This is a genomic window from Acidaminococcus sp. (genome assembly GCF_050873445.1).
GTDB lineage: Bacteria > Bacillota > Negativicutes > Acidaminococcales > Acidaminococcaceae > Acidaminococcus.
Genome location: NZ_JBNMIU010000028.1, coordinates 1 through 15,984 on the forward strand (window position 1 = coordinate 1; position 15,984 = coordinate 15,984).

Here is a 15,984-nt window from a genome sequence, read left to right on the forward strand (position 1 = left end):
AGCGTCCATGATTTCTTTCTGGTATGGCGCCCGGCTGGTTTTCCACCGGCCAGGCTCGGCAGAAGAGGATGACAGCATCCGATAAGTGTCGGCCCACTCCGATACGGACGTCTTGGGCAGAGGCTTCAGCCCGTGCTCTGCCACATACGCCCATAAAGCCTCAGCACTCTTCATCGCTGTCACCTCCTTCTGCAGTGTCGGCATCTTCACCCATAAAAAGATCCGGGCTGTACGCAGACAGCTCGGACAATTTCTCTTCGATTTCCTTAGTCAGGATTTCATAGATCTCTTCTTTTTTACGGTTCTCCAGGATGGGAGCCAGCTTACTGGGGAGCCCCAGCAGCTGGGTACGCAGATTGCTGGCCATTTCTGTCATGACCAGCTCCACGGTCTTAGCATCATAGGCGCTTCCCTGGAGCTTAGCCAGCTTCAGTTCAGCGATTTCCCTTTTTGCCTTCTCATGCCGGGCTCTCTCCACCATCAGATCGACTTCTTCAGGGACTTCACTATGGGATTTTACTTTATAATAATTTTTTATGCTGTCGATAACTTTTACGGCGCCACTCGAAGACGTTTCATCCCGGATGACCACACCCTCATCGATAAGCTGATGTATGCGCTGCTGGGTGATTCCCAGGGCTTTGCCCATCTCAGTCTGCGTTGTAGTGAGGGTCTTTAACCCCGTTGAGATTTTTATGAGAATCACCTCCTTTTGCGTTAACCTTCCACAAACAAGGACCAAAAAAGTTTGAAATCTGGAGAGTTTCCGGGCTCGAGAGGAGCGCGGCCTTTTCTGGCCAGCCAGAAGAACCCATGCTCTCCACTTTTTCAAGTCAGCTTATCGTATGCATCAAGCAAGTGGCAAACCCTGGCGAGAAGTGTCACGCTGTCACGCTCAGCACGCTGGCTGGTGAAGACACGACGCCTTAGCAACGAGGGTGCGCCCGAAGGGCAGGGCCCAGCCAGCTTGCTCAGCGTGCAGACATGACAAGAGCCGCCCCGGTCAAAGGCGGCTCTGTCTTAAAGAGGTTCATGCCGAATGTGGTATGTATGCGTAGGGGGCAGTAACAGAGTTCCCCTTTGTCACTGCTTCCACCATATACTTTAGCACACCCTGCCTTGGTTATGTTGTGTTATGCCTGGTTTTTTCGTGTTATGTTAAAAGTTTTGATTTCAACGGTATCCAGGTAATCTGGGAATCGAGTAGCCAGCAGCTGCTCAAAATCTCCCACCGCCAGCGGGTACAGATGGCGGCAGTAGTCTTCGCTTTTATGGATCACCGCAGCTACCTTCTTCCAGCTGCGGTGATTGACCACCCGCAGCATCAGCACACCCTTGGATAATCCCGGCTCCAGCATATCAATCAGCCGTCTGGCCTCTTCGCGCCAACGGATCAGTTCGTCCCATTCCTGGTCCAGCAAGGTCTCCACCTCGATAAGGTGGGCAACCTTGTCGGACAGGTCCAGTGGTTTACCCCCGTCCACCCGGTCGTGACTGGTGTCTACACTTTTTAAGTGGGTCATGTCCTCATGGATTTTTCGGATTTCATCCTCCTTACATGCCAGATCAGATTCCAGTTCATAGATCCGCCGTAAAAACTCCGCCGGCGTCATCTCAGGCCTCCATCATTATAAGACACAGGACAATAAATGCCAGGGCGGCAACCACGGCCACTACAGTAGCCAGCCATTCGTCTAAGTAAAGATTCATCCGTTCTCCTCCTTGTTCTCTCCTTCTTCTTCTTCTGCTGCTTCCTTCATCAGCCTGATATACTCGATGGCCTTATCCAGATCCTGGATGCCGTTCTTCTTTGGCCAGCGGTACAGATATTTCAAGACGTTACCTTCCAGGTACGCCAGGTAACCGATAGGCCCCAGCCATTCTCGCAGGTGTTCCACACACTCCCGGCCACGCCAGGTATAGTGGTCCGGGTGGTGGATCACATCATCCGAGTAACTCTTCTGCTGCGAACTGCAGCAGGGCGCTTCCTGCCTTGCTTTCACGGGTTCAGCCTTCTCTGGCGCCACCGGTTCCGGCTTGGCCACTTCCTTGGGCATAGCCACGCTATCGTAGATCGGACACTCCACATCCCGGCAGTCATACCGCCGGGCCCGCAGGAACTTATGCGCACCCTCCTGGCCCAGCGCATATACGCACCGGCTGCGGTGTTCATCAATGTACGCCTGTTCCATGATCACACCTCCCCGTCCACATAATGCTCGTCTTCTACACTGGCTGCGACCCATTTCGTCTTCCCTCGTTCAACGAAGAAGCCAACCAGAGAGTACTTCTCCGGATTGCTCTTATCGTAATGATACTTGAAAAACTTCACCCCCGGGTTGTCCGTATTGATGGGCTCCACCCTGGTCATGTTATCCTCTACGTCTTCCCACTCTCCTTTGTCCCGCTCGCTGGTATTTTCCCAGTCTCTCCGGACCAGCTCTCTGAGCCTGTCCATTTGATACTTACAGTCCATACTCTCACATCTCCTCATACATACAAAACAAATTTCCAGGTTGCCAGCAGCAGGCCCAGTAACAGCAACAGGCCTGTCAGTAATCCGGCAACAACGATAAACCGTACCAGTGTATTCATGCCAGCGCCCCTCCTTTCCACTTTGCGATTCTTGCTTTCAGGCTTTCCAGCACTTTTTCCTGGCAGTCATCCTTATCACTCAATGCTTCCGGCAGATCGTCATCCCGGGTTCCGGTACAGATCAACTGATGGATGATCACCGGTTCTTTCTGTCCCTGCCGATGCAGGCGCTTATTGGCCTGCTGATACAGCTCCAGGCTCCAGTTGAGCCCGAACCAGATGATATGATGGCCACCGTCCTGCAGGTTCAGCCCGTAGGCCGTACTGGCCGGATGGGCCAGCAGGATGTCGATCTTCCCGGCGTTCCAGTCAGCCTCTTCCTGGGCCCCCTTGAACTCGCTGACCCGCAGTTTGCTTTTGACCAGGGCTTTTAAAAGCCGATCCTTATCGTGCTTAAAGTTGTAAAACACCAGGGCGTGCTGTCCGTGCAACTGCTCGATCAGCTCCATAAAGGCCTCGATCTTGCAGTTATGGATCTCGTGGACCCCGTGATCTTCATCGTAGATGGCCCCGTTGGCCAGCTGCTGCAGTTTATTGCTCAGGCTGGCCGCACTGGCCACGCTGACGATGTCGCCGTCCGGCAGGTCCAGTACAAATTTCTTCTCCATGGTGTCGTAGGCCTTCTTGGCCTTAGTGTCCAGCTGTACCGGGATGTCATGGACGATACAGTCCGGCAGCTGCAGGTAATCACTGGCTTTCATGCTCACGCAGATGTCGGAGATCTTCTGCAGCACGGCAGCTGCAGCTCCCTGCTTGGGGTCGTACTGATAGATTACGTCCCGGCCTCTGCGCCCCGAGTCAAAGTACTGGTCCCGGAAATGGGTATAATACCTGCCCAGCCTTGCACCGCCATCAAGCAGGTAGATCTGGCTCCACAGGTCCATCAGCCCGTTGGGGCTGGGTGTCCCGGTCAGCTCCACCAGCCGCTTGATATGAGGCCGGATGGCAGCCAGGGCCTTGAACCGTTTGGCGCTGTGGGATTTAAAGCTGCTGGATTCATCGATGACCACCATGTCGAAAGGCCATTCATTGCGGTAGTAGTCCACCAGCCAGGCGACATTTTCCCGATTGATCACGTAAAGGTCTGCCGGAGTCATAAGGGTCCTGATCCGCTTCATGGTACTGCCCAGCACAGTGGAAAACCGCAGATGATGCAGGTTATCCCACTTTGCTGCCTCCCGCTGCCAGGTAGCCTCGGCCACTTTTTTCGGGGCAATCACCAGCACCTTGTTCACGGCAAACCGTCCGTACTTCAGTTCGTTAACCGCAGAGAGGGTTATGGCCGTTTTCCCAAGGCCCATGTCCAGAAACAGGCCCACCGCCGGCAGCCGCAGGATTGCATCGATGCAGTACTGCTGGTACGGATGGGGGTTGAAGATCATTTTCTTTCGCCTCCTTCCGGGATTATCTTGCTGTGGTCTTCTAAGAGATATCCGGTCACGGCCTCAGCCCCCCGCAGCACCCGCACGCTGCAGCCCATCTCAGCAAGCTGCAGGATGACGATTTCCTGCCGGGGACTCAGCCGGCCTTCCACCGTTTTCAGCTCTACAAAATCCACCTGGCCTGTAGGCCATATCACGATCCGGTCAGGCACACCTACGTTGCCGGGTGAAACCCACTTATAGGATCTCCCGCCCAGGTGTTTGACGCCTTCCACCAGGCGGCGTTCCACCTGTTTTTCCAGCTCAGCCATTTTCCAACTCCTCTACAAATTCTCTGATACAATCTATCAGGGCGTCAGACGACACCGGCAGGCCTCTCCGGCAGTACAAATCGTGCCAGTTGGTGACAGTACCCTTACTGGTGCAAGTAAAAGCCATGCACTCCGCTCCGGCGTCTAACGTATCGCGCAGATCCAGCAGGTAGAACTTCTGGCCTACCTGGATGATTGCTCTCCAACCGATTCCAAGGAAACCCTCCGCTGGATCTATTGAAAGAATTTTATACACGCAAACCGCCTCCTTACTGCATATTCATGCCGTTGTTTTAACAACGTGTACCCAACGTACCCATACCTTTATATATATTGCTCAATCTGGGCAATACTCCACATAAGGTTATCTATTTCCCCTCAATATCCATAACATATATAATGTTTGGGTACATTGGGTACATTACCTCTAACCCTAGTATTAAAGCGCCTTTAGCCGTACCCAAAAGGTGTACCCAAACTTTTCTAATGGGTACACCCTCCTAACAAGGAAGAAAGAGGGATCAAGGACTTTGGGTACACAGCCTGTATTGCATAATTATGCATTATAGGTTTCTTTCAAACCCGCGCTGCATACCGCAGTAACCGTACCGGCGCTTGTCTTTGTTCCGTCTCCACCCCGGTGTAGCAGCCAGGATCTGGCTGATTTCCATTGCATCAACTCTTCTCATGTTTTTCGGGTCGCCTCCGAAGCACTCGCACCAGACCTCCAGGGCGCAGACTTTTTCCCGGGGACGGAGTACCAGATCCCCATCATCGGCACCATAGCTCCCCGCCCAGAACATCCTCCGGGTGGCAAGCGGCATGGTCTGGTAGTTGCTGGGGACTTCTTTTTCAATGAAATCCCTGATAACCCCTTCCTTCACACTGTCCTCCCGGTGCTGGTCCTGGGCGGCACGGGCAGCGGCATCCAGCTCAGGGGTATCCATATATAAGGGCTCCCCCTCTCGCCACAGCTGCACGGCTTCCGCCCACAGCTGGTCCACCTCTCCTGGGAGATCCCGCCAGATGTCTTTTTTCGGCGGCCGCACCCCGGCATCAACCGGCCAAAAGCGCCGGCTCCCCGTTGGATCCTTCAAAAAATCGTGGTTGTTGCACGTTCCAAAGAAAACACCTTTCCGGGGATACCTCCCTGTGTGTCTGCCATAGGGCTGCCGGTACACATCATCGCACCGGCTCAAAAACTGCTTGATGACATCGTCCTCGCTTTTGTTGTAACCGGTCATTTCGCCGATCTCGTTGATCCAGATGCCCTGGATCATCTCCGCCGCTTCTTTACCCTTGAAGCTCTGCAAGCTGTCGCTGTGCCACTCCTTCCCGACGGTCTTCAGGAAAGTGGTCTTGCCGATGCCCTGGGGGCCTACGAACACAGGTACGAAATCGTACTTGCACCCCGGCGTTTCCACCCGGGCCACAGCCGCCGCAAAGCTCTTCCTGGCCACAGCCTGGATGTATGGACTGTCTTCGGCGCCCAGATAGTCCACCAGGGCAGTCCCCACCCGGGGTACACCGTCCCAGTTAAGCCCTTCCAGGTAATCCTTGACATCGTTGAAACGATGTTTGTCGCTGATCAGCATCAGGGCCAGCGTAATCCGGTCACGCCCGGTGATACCGTATCTTGCCTCCATGTACCAGTTGAGCCCTGCGTCGTCCGTGTCGGTCCAGAGACGTTTGTCCGGCCGTTTGGCCCAGGGTAATGGTCCAAGAACCATCCCCCGGTTGGCAAAGTCATCGGTGGCGATCCTCCCCTTGAGTGACGGGTCGTTATCCATGATCTGGATGATGTTGTCGATGGTGTTGGCCAGCCGGCCGGCACCGGTGTACTTCAGCGGGACGCTTTTCATCCATCCGGTCGGGTCACTTTTGACTGCCGGCTTTCCCTCGTCCAGTGGGGCGGCCGTAACGGCGGTCCCATCTTCTCCATCTTCTGCCGGCGCCGTCTCTGCAGTCTTGGCTGCGCTCCCCGGTTCAGCATCAAAGATGTCGTGGAAATCCTCCGCCTGCCTCTGGTTAAGGTCAGCGGCTACTGCCGGATCCGACAGCGCCAGTTTGACCATAGCCTGATAGCTGGGCAGCCGGTCGATCGGCGTGCCGGGCTTGACCTCGTCATCCAGATCAGCGAACTTATGCATACGCACCAAGTCGAAGGCATTGACCAACGTGTCACAGCAGGGATCGGTAGCGTGGTGGCTGTACAAGAACTTCCCGTCCTCGTACAACACCGCCCCGGCTACCGTAGACCCCCCTGTGTACGTCATGCGGTCCGCATGGGCCGTGTCTTCGTAAGCAGCAGGCAGATACCTGGCAAGCGCTCCCCGGATGTCATACACCCGGCAGAAGGCGCCTACCGCACCGGGTTTGGTAGTAGGATCAGCCTGCTGGCTGAGGGTCTTTTTGGCCTGCAGCTCCTTGCCCGGTACTGTCGGCCACTGCTGCACATCGTGCCAGTCCCCATACTGCCCCAGGATGCCATCTGCCAGGGTAAACCCCAGATCGGCATAGTCGTAGATGTACTCACTGTCCTTGCTGCAGCTGGGCCAGTACATGAGCCGGCAGGCCTCGAAAGTCGTCGGGTCACACATCTCGATTCCTACAGCCGCAGCCATCCGCCGTGCGATCGGTTCGTATTCATCAATTGACACCATTCGGTCCAAAGGGAAGATCACCCGCAGCCTGGGCTGCCAGGGGGCATGACTCCGGGTGGAGTACACCACATAGCTGACCCCCAGGCTGCCCAGGCGCTTCAGGACGGTACTGGTTTCTCCTGTCGGGATAGTATCCAGATCCAGGGTAACCAGGTCCCGGCCGGCTACAGCATTTGCCTTCCGCCGGGGGCCATTCAGGATGCCCCCGACAAAGCCGCCTACGTCCTTCAGAACACCCTGTTCGCCTTTGGGCATATGGATGTACTCATCGAATGTTTCCGTCGTTCTCCGGGGTTTCTGGAGTCCCTGGACAAAATCTGACCACATGAGTACCTGCCTCTGCCAGCTGATGCTGCTGCGGCTGGAGCCCACGCTGATCTGGATCTGTCTGTCATGCTGCATCTGGCTCACCTTCTTTTGTCCCGGGTCTGTACATTCTTGCCACTTCGGGCAGCCACGGCCGCACCCCATTCGGGGTACAGGTCTTCTGCGGCCCAGTATCTTTCCAGCCACTCACGGTCCTCTGCTAACGTGCGTATGGTGTCATCCAGCAAAACGTGGAGCCTTTTGTAGTTATTCTCCGCCCTGCGGGACTTGCGGGCGATCCTGGCCAGTTTCACAGCCAGCTCCGTCATATCATCCGCTTTAGCTCTCAGTAAGGCCGCCGTGGCCAGTGCCTGTTCCGCCACATTGGTCATCCGATGGACAGATCCGGGTTTGTTGGCGGGGGACGCCTTTGAAAAGTTGTTTCTGGCCATAATCATCAGTCCTTTTTGTAATACGGGGACACAAAGCCGTCTGCATTAAGCAACAGGCCCGGCGCCCAGGGAATCGGGGCACACATGAGATGTACCACCCGATCCAACTCGTTGTCATGCATCTGATCCAAAGGCACTTCCAGCACCACTTCATCGTGGATGTGCATCAGGGGCTTGTACCCGGCTTCCACCAGGCGCCGGAGCGCCAGGGCAAGGCAGTCACGGGCAAAAGCTTGTGTGATGTTTTCCACCAGTTTGCCGCTATAGGTCCCCAGATTGATCCACCGGGTACCTTCCCAGGACTTGTACTTGATCTCGGTACCACCGAACCGGTTGACTCCCTGGGACGGCTGCGGGTAGAAGAGCTTGCGCCCGCTGGGCAGCTTGATGGTCAGATAGTCGTAACCATAGAGCAAATTGCACTCCCGGCACACCTCCATGCCATGGCCGATGGGCTGCGGCTCTGCCGTGTCCAGGGCTTTAATGGCCGCCTCTTCCACGTTGTACCAGTACTGCCGGATGTGGGGGCTTGCTGCCCGCCACTTCCGCACGATTTCCGGTAGCTCGTCCTCCGTGAGGCCCATCTTGAGGGCACCCATGGCAATCAAGGCGTTGACGCCGCCACCGTAACCCAGGGCCAGCTCAGCTACCTTTCCTTTTTGTCTCAGATGTCCGTTGATGCCGTGTTTGACCACAGGTACGCCGAACATGCTGGAGGCAGAGGCGCAGTAGATATCGCCGCCTTCGGCAAAGACTTTCATCCTCCACTTTTCGTCTGCCAGCCAGGCCAGCACCCGGGCTTCGATGGCGCTGAAGTCGGCCACCACCAGGGTGCATCCGGGCTTTGCTACAAAGCACGTCCGGATCAGCTGGCTCAGGGTATCGCTGACGTTGTCGTAGAGCAGCCGCAGCTGGTCCAAGCTGCCCCCCATCACTAACTTCCTGGCCACTTCCGGTGTCACAGGCACGTCGTGCGGCAGGTTTTGCACCTGCACAATGCGGCCGGCCCAACGTCCGGTCCGTCCGGCCCCGTAGTACTGCAGAGTGCCCCGGATCCGGCCATCATGACACACGGCCCGTTCCATTGCCTGATACTTGCTGACAGAGCTTTTGGCCAGCCGGCGCCGAATGTCCAGCATTTCCCGGGCCGGCCCTTTGGCCGTTTCCAACCCCTGGGCTACCGTTTCTTTGGTTAGCGCCGTGAGCTCCACCCCCTGTTCCTTGAGCCAGCCCAGCAGCTGGTCCCGGGAGTTGGGGTTCGGGAGCCCCGTGAGCGCCACAGCTCGGTCCATGAGCTGCTCCCGATTCTCGGCATCGATTTTCAGGGCGCCGCTAACCAGGTCCATGTCCAGCTGGATGCCCCGCAGGTTGAGTTCGTAGTCGATGACCCAGTCCCGCTGCACATCATCCGGTACCGGGAAGGTTTTGAGGCGCTTATAGTCTTCCATCTCGGTGACCACATCCTGGCCGTTGTACGTCTTGAAAAGCTCCCATTTTTCAGGATCGTGCCGGGGCAGATTCCGGGTCCTGCCGCCGTTTTTCTTGGTGGGTTTGCATGGGATGCAGAAGTAGCGGATCAGGGCCTTGCCCACGCTCATCTTCTGTTTGTCCTCTGGCAGCCCCAGGGCTTTGCCCAGATTGGCCAGCCCCGCAGGGTAGCCCAGATAAAGCCCATGCAACATCGTGCACCGCCATTGGTCAGCCGGCGTCCTGATGCCTGCGTGATTGAGGCAGGTAATCTCAAACACCGCATTGTAAGCGTGTTTGATTACACTGGCATCCTGTAGATCGTCCAGTATCTGCTGTGGGATCTGCTCTCCCTGGGTCAGGTCGACTACGGTCACCGGCCCAAAGTCATAAGAGTAAGCAAAGAGCAGGATCTCAAAAGCCGGTGTATCCACATACCGGTAAAGGCCAACGGATCCGATGTCCTGGTCGCTGTAGGTTTCTATGTCCACCGATAAATGCCTAACTTTCTCCATGTTTTCCCACCTCCCTGTCCTGCAGCCGTCTCACCCACCGCCGTATCTTTTTAATGGCTGGGTCATTTGCATGGTTACTTTCGTACGTATCCGGATCAGAATCTTCATAAACGACAAGTTCGCAGGCAAGGATGTCATAATGCTCCTCGACGATTTCCCGATTTGCTTTTTCCAGGTCAGACCAGGCAAAAGCTTTATTAACAGGAGTTGGATTATTGCTCAGGTTTTCTGCACGGATACACTTAAGTGCGGCCTTACTCAGTGCGGCAGAGGCTGCGCTCAGTTCGGCAGCTTCCTCGGCCAGGGCTTCCAGCAAGGTGCGTCGCTCCAGTCGAGATCGGATATATAAGAGCATTTCCCTAAGCGTCATGTCTTCTACACTCTTCATTGATCACTCCTATAAAAAGAGGAGGCCCTTGCGGGCCCCCGTTCCTACATCGGCTCGCCGGTCAGCGGGTCGATCTTCGGCTGCTGGGCCGCCGTATCTACGCCACCGATGACGCCGAACACTTCTTCAGCGGTCGGGGCGCTGCCGCCCAGGCTTTTGCCGTCTGCCGTCTTTTGCACAGGACCCAGGCCGAAGCCGATACCCTTCTTCCCGGCAGAGGCATACGGATAGGCATTGATAAACACATTGGCGTACATACCACTATAAATCTGGCTGCCGTCCAGGATCTGGTTCAGGTTGCCGTCAACCACGGGCGGCTTATGGTCTGCCTTGCAGCTGGCGGTCATGACCCAGCAATTCCGGCATTCAGCCCCGAAGCTGTTGCCATCCTGGCGCACACCGTCCCCATCGTGGACCGGCACAGGCACTACGGGAGGTACTACACCATTCCAGCGTTTTTCCTTGCCCTGGGCGGTAGCCTTAACAATTACGGCATCCAGCTTGGCCTTCTGTGCGGCGTCGGATTTCGGCAGCAGGATGGTCACGGAGTATTTTTCTTCCTGCCCAGGCTGGTTGGCATAGGGCCGGGTCAGGTGGACATAGGACAGACGTACATTTTTCAACACGATTTCGGTATCTCTCAGTTTCTTCATAATTTTTCTCCTTTACTTTTCAATCTTTTCAAAAACGTCCTCCGCATGAGTGACGTTATCAATAGCCGGCCGCTTGTCCGTGTCCGGCACCAGAGCAGGTTTGCCCGGTTTTTTGTCTACGTAAGAGCCCACCAAAGCGGCGAACTCCTTTTTACCGATGAGCTTTTCCGTTTGAGCCAGAGTGAGGGGCACCTTGGTCCACAGCATGCTCTCAGCAGTCCCATGGTCCATGAGCACCTTAAATGCTGCATCCTGATCCGTAAAGCTGCGGGAGCCTCTGCCCTCCACCGCTTTCCAGCCTGGCACCTGCTTGCCGTCCAGGCAGCAGCCCAGGCCGTACTCCTGCAGGTCCTCTGCCCAGGGTTTCAGCAATTTGGCAATCTTCAGGTATCTGCCCAGATCCTCCAGGCTCATCAGTCTCGGGTCCGAGTGCTCCCGGGCGTCCTTGGCCATGGCCGCAAAGTACTCGGCCCGGGGCTTGCACTGGCTCTTAGCCCGGCAGAACCGGCACCAGTCGCCGGGCTTAAAGGTACCGGGTCCCTTATAGGCTTCCTCTGCCGCCGGCTTTACTTCAGCATCTGCCCACTGGAACAGATCTGTAGCGCTGATGCTGTCATCGCTGTAGTTATTGATCCTGGGCTGGATGATGTGCATGCGGATTTTCCAGATTTCATAAAGCATCCCGTACCGCTCCAGAGCGCCCAGGGCGTAGAGCCGCATCTGCGGGTTGTCCCTGGCGTCCACCTCCACCCCTTTGCCATACTTAAAGTCCACCACATGGAGTGTATGGCCACCGATGATAAGGCAGTCTGCCGTACCGAAGCCGCCGGGTACCCACTGGCTGAAGTCCACCCGCTGTTCGGCTGCTACATAGGGCGTCTCAGGATAACTCAGGAGGATCTGTTTGATGTGATCCAGGTAGTCATCCGTATAACCGTCCATCTCCTTGTCGTACCCCTCTTCCTTTTTGAGCTTGTTGAGCCGGCGTGTGTAAACCGATTTACCCATGGGCTCGATGGCGTACTTTCTCAGCTTCAGCTCGCAGATAGCGTGGGCCAGGGTTCCCTCCTTGGCGTAAACGCTGGTGGTATCGGGGAAGTTCTTTTCCAGCGCAGGTGCCCCGGTACAGTTAAGCCACCTGGCCGCACCGGAAGCGGAAAGCAGGGCGTGGGCCGTCATAACTGGGCCCCCAGGGATCTCAGCTCAACGGCCACCTGCCCAAGCTCTGCCTCCGGGATCCTGTTGAACGATTTGACCCCATGCCGGGTATTGATTTTGGCCAGCTCTGCAGCCAGTCCCTTATCCATCAGCTGTGCTGCAGCCCGCATCAGATCTTCCCGGCTATAGGTCTTGTCAGGGGCCTTGGGGATGGGTGCAGCTGCCGGCGCGGGCTGTGCATCATGCGCCTGGTTAAACAGGACGGGTGCTGCAGGGACAGCCTGCGTAACAGGATTGAGCCCAGATTTGAACTCAGTCTTCGGTACCTCTGCCAGCACCGGTTCGTCTACCGGTGCGGTGATAGCAGGGGCGGCTGCAGGCTTTGCCGGAGCGGGCTTCTGGGGAGACAGAGCTACCGGTGCTGCACCGCTGATCCACGCTGCCATCTCACACTTAATTGTCTCGGGGGTGCCTTCAAAAAATACTTTCATGTCCATAAGTCCTTTCTGTGATATAATCACACTGGATGGTTTTCATTCTGGGCTGACTGCAGTTGCCGCTGTGGTCAGCCCATTTTTTCAGTTCATCTGATCCAGCTTATCGTCGGATCCAAGGTCCATGCCATCGATCTCATCGCCGGCTTTCTGGATCTGCTCGTCGGTGATGCCCCTATTGAGCAGCTTGAGCACTTCCGTGGACAGCTTGCCGATGGCAATCATCTGCAGTCGGAGATCCATCCACTTGAGTCCTTGCACCAGGGCGACCTTCGCCAGCTGCATCATGCTGTAGCTGGTGCCTTCGCACCACCACAGGTAGTTGGCGTCAGCGCCGTCATCGCTGTGCGCTTCATCTTTCTTGGCAAAGATGATTACTTCGCTGTAGCCGTTATCCAGCATCAGCTGGGCCGCCTTATCGCTGATTTTCTCCTTATCCGCGTTCTTCTTTACCCATACCATAGTCTCACCTCCTTTCAGTGTTGTCAGAACGGAACAGCTGTCTTGCCATTCTCATAGTCGGCGGTCTCCTGCGCCAGGTTTCGGCTGGACCAGGTCGCTCCTTCGGTCACATACTTCGGCCACCAGTCGTCCATAATGGTGATCACTTTCACCTGCCGCCGCAGTGTGTACTTCCCGTTCGGCAGCTTGACCACCTTCCAGGTGGTTGTCTTAGTCTGCTCCATTGAGTTCATCTGCCTTTCTCAGGGCCTCTGCCCGATTCTTGTACCGCTGTGGATAGGTCTGCAGCCGGCTGACTCCGGGTTCTTCCACATTTCTGTACAGCACCCATGCGGAGTAGTCTGAGTCGGTGACCAGCTTCCAGGGTGTAGCTTTTTCTTTCATTCGTCTCCCTCCTTCTTCGGCGGATAGATCGGTTCGAGCCAGTCGATACGCCGCTGTATGCTCTCCAGGTCGTACCGGATGTCCTGGAGTAACAATGAGACATCCTGCGCAGGCCCGCAGCCCAGGTGGCCACAGTCAGCACTGGCCTTTTTCGCAATCTCCGCCGCTCTTTGCAACACCTTGGCCTCACTAGCTATAGTCGCACCAATGACTTCCCAGGCGATTTTTCTCGCTTCCAGTTTTCTTACATACTCTTCCTGATTCATATCGTCCTCCTCATTGTGCCGGGGCAACCAGCAGCCAGCTCACAACGTACACGATCGCAGCCAGGGTGCTGAGTACTCCCAGGTAAAACCCCTGGGTCCTTGGACTCCAGCCCTTAAACGCTCTCCAGGCTTCAATGGTGGCGCCCACTAACAGTAGCAGCGGGACACTCAACCACTCCAGTCGGGTAGGCTCCCTGTAATCACGCATGGCTGGTCACTCCCCCAGCCAGATCAGGAAGCACAGGCCGATGCCCAGCAGGAACCCGCACTCAAAGTCGGACAGGCCGTCGATCCACCGGATAAACCTATGCCCGGCCCCCGCAAACCGTTCGCAGACCCAGTCAAGGCCCTCACAGACTCTTTCGCACATCATCTTCACACCTCTCTTCTTCAAAGCCATCCTCAATATCCCATTTGATGTCCATGGCGATTGTGTGTGCCCTGGACCACCTGGCCCGATCCATCGGGTTGAGCCGGCTCGAGTAACTGTCCTTGACAGCCCCCGATCAGTTCCTCAACCTTATCGATAAACCGGTCATCTACCACATACCTCATGTCATTCTCTCCTGGCCACGTTGATACGTCTCATCGTCTTTCGGTTGTTTCAAGCAGGCCTTCCTTCCCCAGTCCATCCATGACCCCTGACGCCAGCTTGTACAGCAGACTTCTCAAGTTTTGGATGGTAGCATCCTTGCGGGCGATTTCCTGTTCTAACTTCTGTTCACGGTAACTTTTCCAACCGTTGTGGACTTTGTCCATGACGGTTTTTTCGACTTCATCCCTGGAAAACCGGATGCGCCCCGCACTGTTGACCCGGTGCAGAACCCCATCGGCTTCCAGCTTGTAAACGGTAGATTTCCCAACGTGGAGATACTCTGCCGTTTCTCTCACGTTCATCAGCGGTGATTCCATGCTGGGCCTCCTTTCATCTAATGTTTCGGCTCATTCATCTTCTTTTTCATTCAGACCAAACGCAATGGCGTAAAAATCCAGCTCTGCCTGGGCCTCCTGTTCAGTTGGGTACCCTTCGGCAACCGCTCTTTCCTGAAAAACGCCATTGACTAGTCTATACGGCTGATAGACATCGTTCACCAACCTGTACGGCTGATAGATACGCTGACCACGAGTGTCTGTTTTCACCCGTACTGTGTACAGTATGCCGTCAGCGTCCACGTAATTGCGTTTATGGCGTCCCGGTTCGAAGAACTTGCCATTGCTGCCCTGGATGTAATAATGTTCCATGGGTGATTCTCCTTTCTTTTCAAATTCTCCCTATCCGCTATAATTGGTCTTATCTCCCTCATAGATACAGTGATAGCTCCGTTGTCTCTAGCTAGCTTCCTCACCTATTTAGGATTGCCTGTAATTGTTGATTGGATAGCAAAGAAATACTTATCCCACTGTTTGAACTCTTTAAAGTCATCCATAATCAGCCCTTCTTCTAGAAATTATTTCTAGTTTATGGGTGAAAAATTAATGCAATCTACCGGGAAATCATACACTTCGGATATTTTCTGCTGATAAATGGGATTCACTAGGCCAGGATTGTGTTCCCACTTCAGTAGGGTATCCTTGCCGATTCCCAGCTCCTTCGCAGCCTGAATGATAGTTTTCCCGGCATTTACACGTGCCGCACGCAGAGAAATTTGAATAGGCATTGCAATCACCTCCTTGTTGCTTACAGGCACAGTATACTAGATTTATTTTCTAGTGTCAAGAATAAATTTCTAGTTTTTGCGTTTTTCTATTGTCTTGTACAGAAATTTATTCTATAATATGTTCATAGAATGAAACCGCAAGGAGGCTTGATACGATGCCAACTGCAGAGGAATTAAAAAAACTTTTCAGCAAACGATTATCTGCCTTGCTTCAGGAAAACAACATGAATCAAGCGGAGCTGGCCAAATTATTAGGTGTTAGTGAATCTACCGTTGGAAAGTGGATGCTCATAAAATCGCTTCCCAGGATGGGAATTATTCAGAAACTTTCGGATTATTTCGGCGTACCCAAGAGCTACTTTCTTGAAGAAAATGGCAACAAGAAACAGGCCTATTATTTGGATCCAGAGACGGCCCGTATCGCCCAGGAGCTTCACGATAATCCAGGTCAAAGAATTTTATTTGATGCCAGCAGAGACCTGACCCCCGATGACGTCAAAGTGGTCATGACCGTAATCAACGGTCTCAAGGCGAAAGAGGGGATCAAGGAATGATCATAGTCACTTATCAGGATCTGCCGCCCCGTGTGCCGGCTGTCGTCCAGCAAAACCCTGATGATTCTTACACAATCATCATCAATGATAATCTCTCAGATGAAAAGAAAAAACTGGCCATGAAGCATGAAATCAGCCACATCACAGGAGGTGATTTATTCAAAGAAGAAGATGTGGGTTCCATTGAGGCGTCGTGCCATGCCAGTTCAGATAAGTTTCAAATTTCGGAAGGCATTGAGATTTACGTAAAAGATGGAGAATGAAAGGAGTTTTATT

Annotated in this window: 24 protein-coding genes and 1 pseudogene; 2 read left to right on the forward strand and 23 right to left on the reverse strand. The window is 54.7% G+C overall.

Going from position 1 to position 15,984, the window contains the following annotated elements:
- The 23 genes and pseudogenes from ACR0QW_RS06155 to ACR0QW_RS06265 all read right to left on the reverse strand — a co-directional run.
- A pseudogene (locus ACR0QW_RS06155) lies at positions 1 to 174 on the reverse strand (phage terminase large subunit family protein); the annotation flags it as partial.
- Positions 161 to 649, reverse strand: a complete 489-nt coding sequence (locus ACR0QW_RS06160) for a hypothetical protein (protein ID WP_432642830.1) — start codon at positions 647 to 649, stop codon at positions 161 to 163. The gene ACR0QW_RS06160 and the pseudogene ACR0QW_RS06155, both read right to left, overlap by 14 nt.
- Before the next feature lie 484 nt (positions 650 to 1,133).
- Positions 1,134 to 1,613, reverse strand: coding sequence for a DUF1492 domain-containing protein (locus ACR0QW_RS06165; protein WP_432642831.1), 480 nt, complete (start codon positions 1,611 to 1,613; stop codon positions 1,134 to 1,136).
- A 93-nt stretch (positions 1,614 to 1,706) separates the two neighbouring features.
- A complete protein-coding gene (locus ACR0QW_RS06170) occupies positions 1,707 to 2,192 on the reverse strand; it encodes a DUF3310 domain-containing protein (RefSeq protein ID WP_432642832.1) in 486 nt (161 codons plus the stop codon).
- Between the two features lie 2 nt (positions 2,193 to 2,194).
- A complete protein-coding gene (locus ACR0QW_RS06175; protein ID WP_432642833.1) occupies positions 2,195 to 2,476 on the reverse strand; it encodes a hypothetical protein in 282 nt (93 codons plus the stop codon).
- A gap of 115 nt (positions 2,477 to 2,591) precedes the next feature.
- Positions 2,592 to 3,977, reverse strand: a complete 1,386-nt coding sequence (locus ACR0QW_RS06180) for an SNF2-related protein (RefSeq protein ID WP_432642834.1) — start codon at positions 3,975 to 3,977, stop codon at positions 2,592 to 2,594.
- Complete coding sequence (locus tag ACR0QW_RS06185) at positions 3,974 to 4,288, reverse strand: VRR-NUC domain-containing protein (protein ID WP_432642835.1); 315 nt, start codon at positions 4,286 to 4,288, stop codon at positions 3,974 to 3,976. Before ACR0QW_RS06185 ends, ACR0QW_RS06180 begins: the two co-directional genes overlap by 4 nt.
- Positions 4,281 to 4,544 carry a hypothetical protein gene (locus ACR0QW_RS06190; protein WP_432642836.1) on the reverse strand — a complete coding sequence of 88 codons (264 nt, stop codon included), beginning with the start codon at positions 4,542 to 4,544 and terminating at the stop codon, positions 4,281 to 4,283. Before ACR0QW_RS06190 ends, ACR0QW_RS06185 begins: the two co-directional genes overlap by 8 nt.
- A 307-nt stretch (positions 4,545 to 4,851) precedes the next feature.
- Positions 4,852 to 7,353 carry a VapE domain-containing protein gene (locus ACR0QW_RS06195; protein WP_432642837.1) on the reverse strand — a complete coding sequence of 834 codons (2,502 nt, stop codon included), beginning with the start codon at positions 7,351 to 7,353 and terminating at the stop codon, positions 4,852 to 4,854.
- A gap of 5 nt (positions 7,354 to 7,358) precedes the next feature.
- Positions 7,359 to 7,709, reverse strand: coding sequence for a hypothetical protein (locus tag ACR0QW_RS06200; RefSeq protein WP_432642838.1), 351 nt, complete (start codon positions 7,707 to 7,709; stop codon positions 7,359 to 7,361).
- Positions 7,710 to 7,714: 5 nt separating this feature from the next.
- A complete protein-coding gene (locus tag ACR0QW_RS06205) occupies positions 7,715 to 9,691 on the reverse strand; it encodes a DNA polymerase (RefSeq protein ID WP_432642839.1) in 1,977 nt (658 codons plus the stop codon).
- Positions 9,678 to 10,079 carry a hypothetical protein gene (locus tag ACR0QW_RS06210; protein ID WP_432642840.1) on the reverse strand — a complete coding sequence of 134 codons (402 nt, stop codon included), beginning with the start codon at positions 10,077 to 10,079 and terminating at the stop codon, positions 9,678 to 9,680. The genes ACR0QW_RS06205 and ACR0QW_RS06210 overlap by 14 nt, the downstream gene beginning before the upstream one ends.
- Before the next feature lie 44 nt (positions 10,080 to 10,123).
- Positions 10,124 to 10,732, reverse strand: coding sequence for a DUF2815 family protein (locus ACR0QW_RS06215; protein ID WP_432642841.1), 609 nt, complete (start codon positions 10,730 to 10,732; stop codon positions 10,124 to 10,126).
- A gap of 12 nt (positions 10,733 to 10,744) precedes the next feature.
- Positions 10,745 to 11,911: a DUF2800 domain-containing protein gene (locus ACR0QW_RS06220; protein WP_432642842.1), complete on the reverse strand. Its 1,167-nt coding sequence runs from the start codon at positions 11,909 to 11,911 to the stop codon at positions 10,745 to 10,747.
- Positions 11,908 to 12,381, reverse strand: coding sequence for a hypothetical protein (locus ACR0QW_RS06225; RefSeq protein WP_432642843.1), 474 nt, complete (start codon positions 12,379 to 12,381; stop codon positions 11,908 to 11,910). The genes ACR0QW_RS06220 and ACR0QW_RS06225 overlap by 4 nt, the downstream gene beginning before the upstream one ends.
- 87 nt (positions 12,382 to 12,468) lie before the next feature.
- On the reverse strand, positions 12,469 to 12,846 hold the full coding sequence (locus ACR0QW_RS06230) for a hypothetical protein (RefSeq protein WP_432642844.1): 378 nt from the start codon (positions 12,844 to 12,846) through the stop codon (positions 12,469 to 12,471).
- A gap of 23 nt (positions 12,847 to 12,869) precedes the next feature.
- A complete protein-coding gene (locus tag ACR0QW_RS06235; protein ID WP_432642845.1) occupies positions 12,870 to 13,070 on the reverse strand; it encodes a hypothetical protein in 201 nt (66 codons plus the stop codon).
- Positions 13,057 to 13,230, reverse strand: a complete 174-nt coding sequence (locus ACR0QW_RS06240) for a hypothetical protein (RefSeq protein WP_432642846.1) — start codon at positions 13,228 to 13,230, stop codon at positions 13,057 to 13,059. The genes ACR0QW_RS06235 and ACR0QW_RS06240 overlap by 14 nt, the downstream gene beginning before the upstream one ends.
- Positions 13,227 to 13,496, reverse strand: coding sequence for a hypothetical protein (locus ACR0QW_RS06245; RefSeq protein WP_432642847.1), 270 nt, complete (start codon positions 13,494 to 13,496; stop codon positions 13,227 to 13,229). Before ACR0QW_RS06245 ends, ACR0QW_RS06240 begins: the two co-directional genes overlap by 4 nt.
- Positions 13,497 to 13,710: 214 nt before the next feature.
- Positions 13,711 to 13,896 (reverse strand): hypothetical protein, encoded by a 186-nt coding sequence (locus tag ACR0QW_RS06250; RefSeq protein ID WP_432642848.1) that lies wholly within the window; start codon positions 13,894 to 13,896, stop codon positions 13,711 to 13,713.
- A 185-nt stretch (positions 13,897 to 14,081) separates the two neighbouring features.
- Positions 14,082 to 14,408, reverse strand: a complete 327-nt coding sequence (locus tag ACR0QW_RS06255) for a helix-turn-helix domain-containing protein (RefSeq protein ID WP_432642849.1) — start codon at positions 14,406 to 14,408, stop codon at positions 14,082 to 14,084.
- A 30-nt stretch (positions 14,409 to 14,438) separates the two neighbouring features.
- Positions 14,439 to 14,738, reverse strand: coding sequence for a hypothetical protein (locus ACR0QW_RS06260; RefSeq protein WP_432642850.1), 300 nt, complete (start codon positions 14,736 to 14,738; stop codon positions 14,439 to 14,441).
- Between the two features lie 212 nt (positions 14,739 to 14,950).
- On the reverse strand, positions 14,951 to 15,154 hold the full coding sequence (locus ACR0QW_RS06265) for a helix-turn-helix domain-containing protein (protein ID WP_432642851.1): 204 nt from the start codon (positions 15,152 to 15,154) through the stop codon (positions 14,951 to 14,953).
- A gap of 155 nt (positions 15,155 to 15,309) precedes the next feature.
- Here ACR0QW_RS06265 and ACR0QW_RS06270 point away from each other — a divergent pair, with 155 nt between their 5' ends.
- Together ACR0QW_RS06270 and ACR0QW_RS06275 are read left to right on the forward strand one after the other, a co-directional pair.
- Entirely contained in the window at positions 15,310 to 15,708 is a 399-nt protein-coding gene (locus ACR0QW_RS06270) for a helix-turn-helix domain-containing protein (RefSeq protein WP_432642852.1), read from the forward strand.
- Entirely contained in the window at positions 15,705 to 15,971 is a 267-nt protein-coding gene (locus ACR0QW_RS06275; RefSeq protein ID WP_432642853.1) for a hypothetical protein, read from the forward strand. Before ACR0QW_RS06270 ends, ACR0QW_RS06275 begins: the two co-directional genes overlap by 4 nt.
- Positions 15,972 to 15,984 lie beyond the last annotated feature (13 nt).

Excerpts from the sequence above, each read along its gene's own strand:
- ACR0QW_RS06160 (WP_432642830.1), bottom strand. The coding sequence starts at position 649 with ATGGGCAAAGCCCTGGGAATCACCCAGCAGCGCATACATCAGCTTATC.
- ACR0QW_RS06165 (WP_432642831.1), bottom strand. The coding sequence starts at position 1,613 with ATGACGCCGGCGGAGTTTTTACGGCGGATCTATGAACTGGAATCTGAT.
- ACR0QW_RS06170 (WP_432642832.1), bottom strand. The coding sequence starts at position 2,192 with ATGGAACAGGCGTACATTGATGAACACCGCAGCCGGTGCGTATATGCG.
- ACR0QW_RS06175 (WP_432642833.1), bottom strand. The coding sequence starts at position 2,476 with ATGGACTGTAAGTATCAAATGGACAGGCTCAGAGAGCTGGTCCGGAGA.
- ACR0QW_RS06180 (WP_432642834.1), bottom strand. The coding sequence starts at position 3,977 with ATGATCTTCAACCCCCATCCGTACCAGCAGTACTGCATCGATGCAATC.
- ACR0QW_RS06185 (WP_432642835.1), bottom strand. The coding sequence starts at position 4,288 with ATGGCTGAGCTGGAAAAACAGGTGGAACGCCGCCTGGTGGAAGGCGTC.
- ACR0QW_RS06195 (WP_432642837.1), bottom strand. The coding sequence starts at position 7,353 with ATGCAGCATGACAGACAGATCCAGATCAGCGTGGGCTCCAGCCGCAGC.
- ACR0QW_RS06200 (WP_432642838.1), bottom strand. The coding sequence starts at position 7,709 with ATGGCCAGAAACAACTTTTCAAAGGCGTCCCCCGCCAACAAACCCGGA.
- ACR0QW_RS06205 (WP_432642839.1), bottom strand. The coding sequence starts at position 9,691 with ATGGAGAAAGTTAGGCATTTATCGGTGGACATAGAAACCTACAGCGAC.
- ACR0QW_RS06210 (WP_432642840.1), bottom strand. The coding sequence starts at position 10,079 with ATGAAGAGTGTAGAAGACATGACGCTTAGGGAAATGCTCTTATATATC.
- ACR0QW_RS06215 (WP_432642841.1), bottom strand. The coding sequence starts at position 10,732 with ATGAAGAAACTGAGAGATACCGAAATCGTGTTGAAAAATGTACGTCTG.
- ACR0QW_RS06220 (WP_432642842.1), bottom strand. The coding sequence starts at position 11,911 with ATGACGGCCCACGCCCTGCTTTCCGCTTCCGGTGCGGCCAGGTGGCTT.
- ACR0QW_RS06225 (WP_432642843.1), bottom strand. The coding sequence starts at position 12,381 with ATGAAAGTATTTTTTGAAGGCACCCCCGAGACAATTAAGTGTGAGATG.
- ACR0QW_RS06230 (WP_432642844.1), bottom strand. The coding sequence starts at position 12,846 with ATGGTATGGGTAAAGAAGAACGCGGATAAGGAGAAAATCAGCGATAAG.
- ACR0QW_RS06235 (WP_432642845.1), bottom strand. The coding sequence starts at position 13,070 with ATGGAGCAGACTAAGACAACCACCTGGAAGGTGGTCAAGCTGCCGAAC.
- ACR0QW_RS06240 (WP_432642846.1), bottom strand. The coding sequence starts at position 13,230 with ATGAAAGAAAAAGCTACACCCTGGAAGCTGGTCACCGACTCAGACTAC.
- ACR0QW_RS06245 (WP_432642847.1), bottom strand. The coding sequence starts at position 13,496 with ATGAATCAGGAAGAGTATGTAAGAAAACTGGAAGCGAGAAAAATCGCC.
- ACR0QW_RS06250 (WP_432642848.1), bottom strand. The coding sequence starts at position 13,896 with ATGGCTTTGAAGAAGAGAGGTGTGAAGATGATGTGCGAAAGAGTCTGT.
- ACR0QW_RS06255 (WP_432642849.1), bottom strand. The coding sequence starts at position 14,408 with ATGGAATCACCGCTGATGAACGTGAGAGAAACGGCAGAGTATCTCCAC.
- ACR0QW_RS06260 (WP_432642850.1), bottom strand. The coding sequence starts at position 14,738 with ATGGAACATTATTACATCCAGGGCAGCAATGGCAAGTTCTTCGAACCG.
- ACR0QW_RS06265 (WP_432642851.1), bottom strand. The coding sequence starts at position 15,154 with ATGCCTATTCAAATTTCTCTGCGTGCGGCACGTGTAAATGCCGGGAAA.
- ACR0QW_RS06270 (WP_432642852.1), top strand. The coding sequence starts at position 15,310 with ATGCCAACTGCAGAGGAATTAAAAAAACTTTTCAGCAAACGATTATCT.
- ACR0QW_RS06275 (WP_432642853.1), top strand. The coding sequence starts at position 15,705 with ATGATCATAGTCACTTATCAGGATCTGCCGCCCCGTGTGCCGGCTGTC.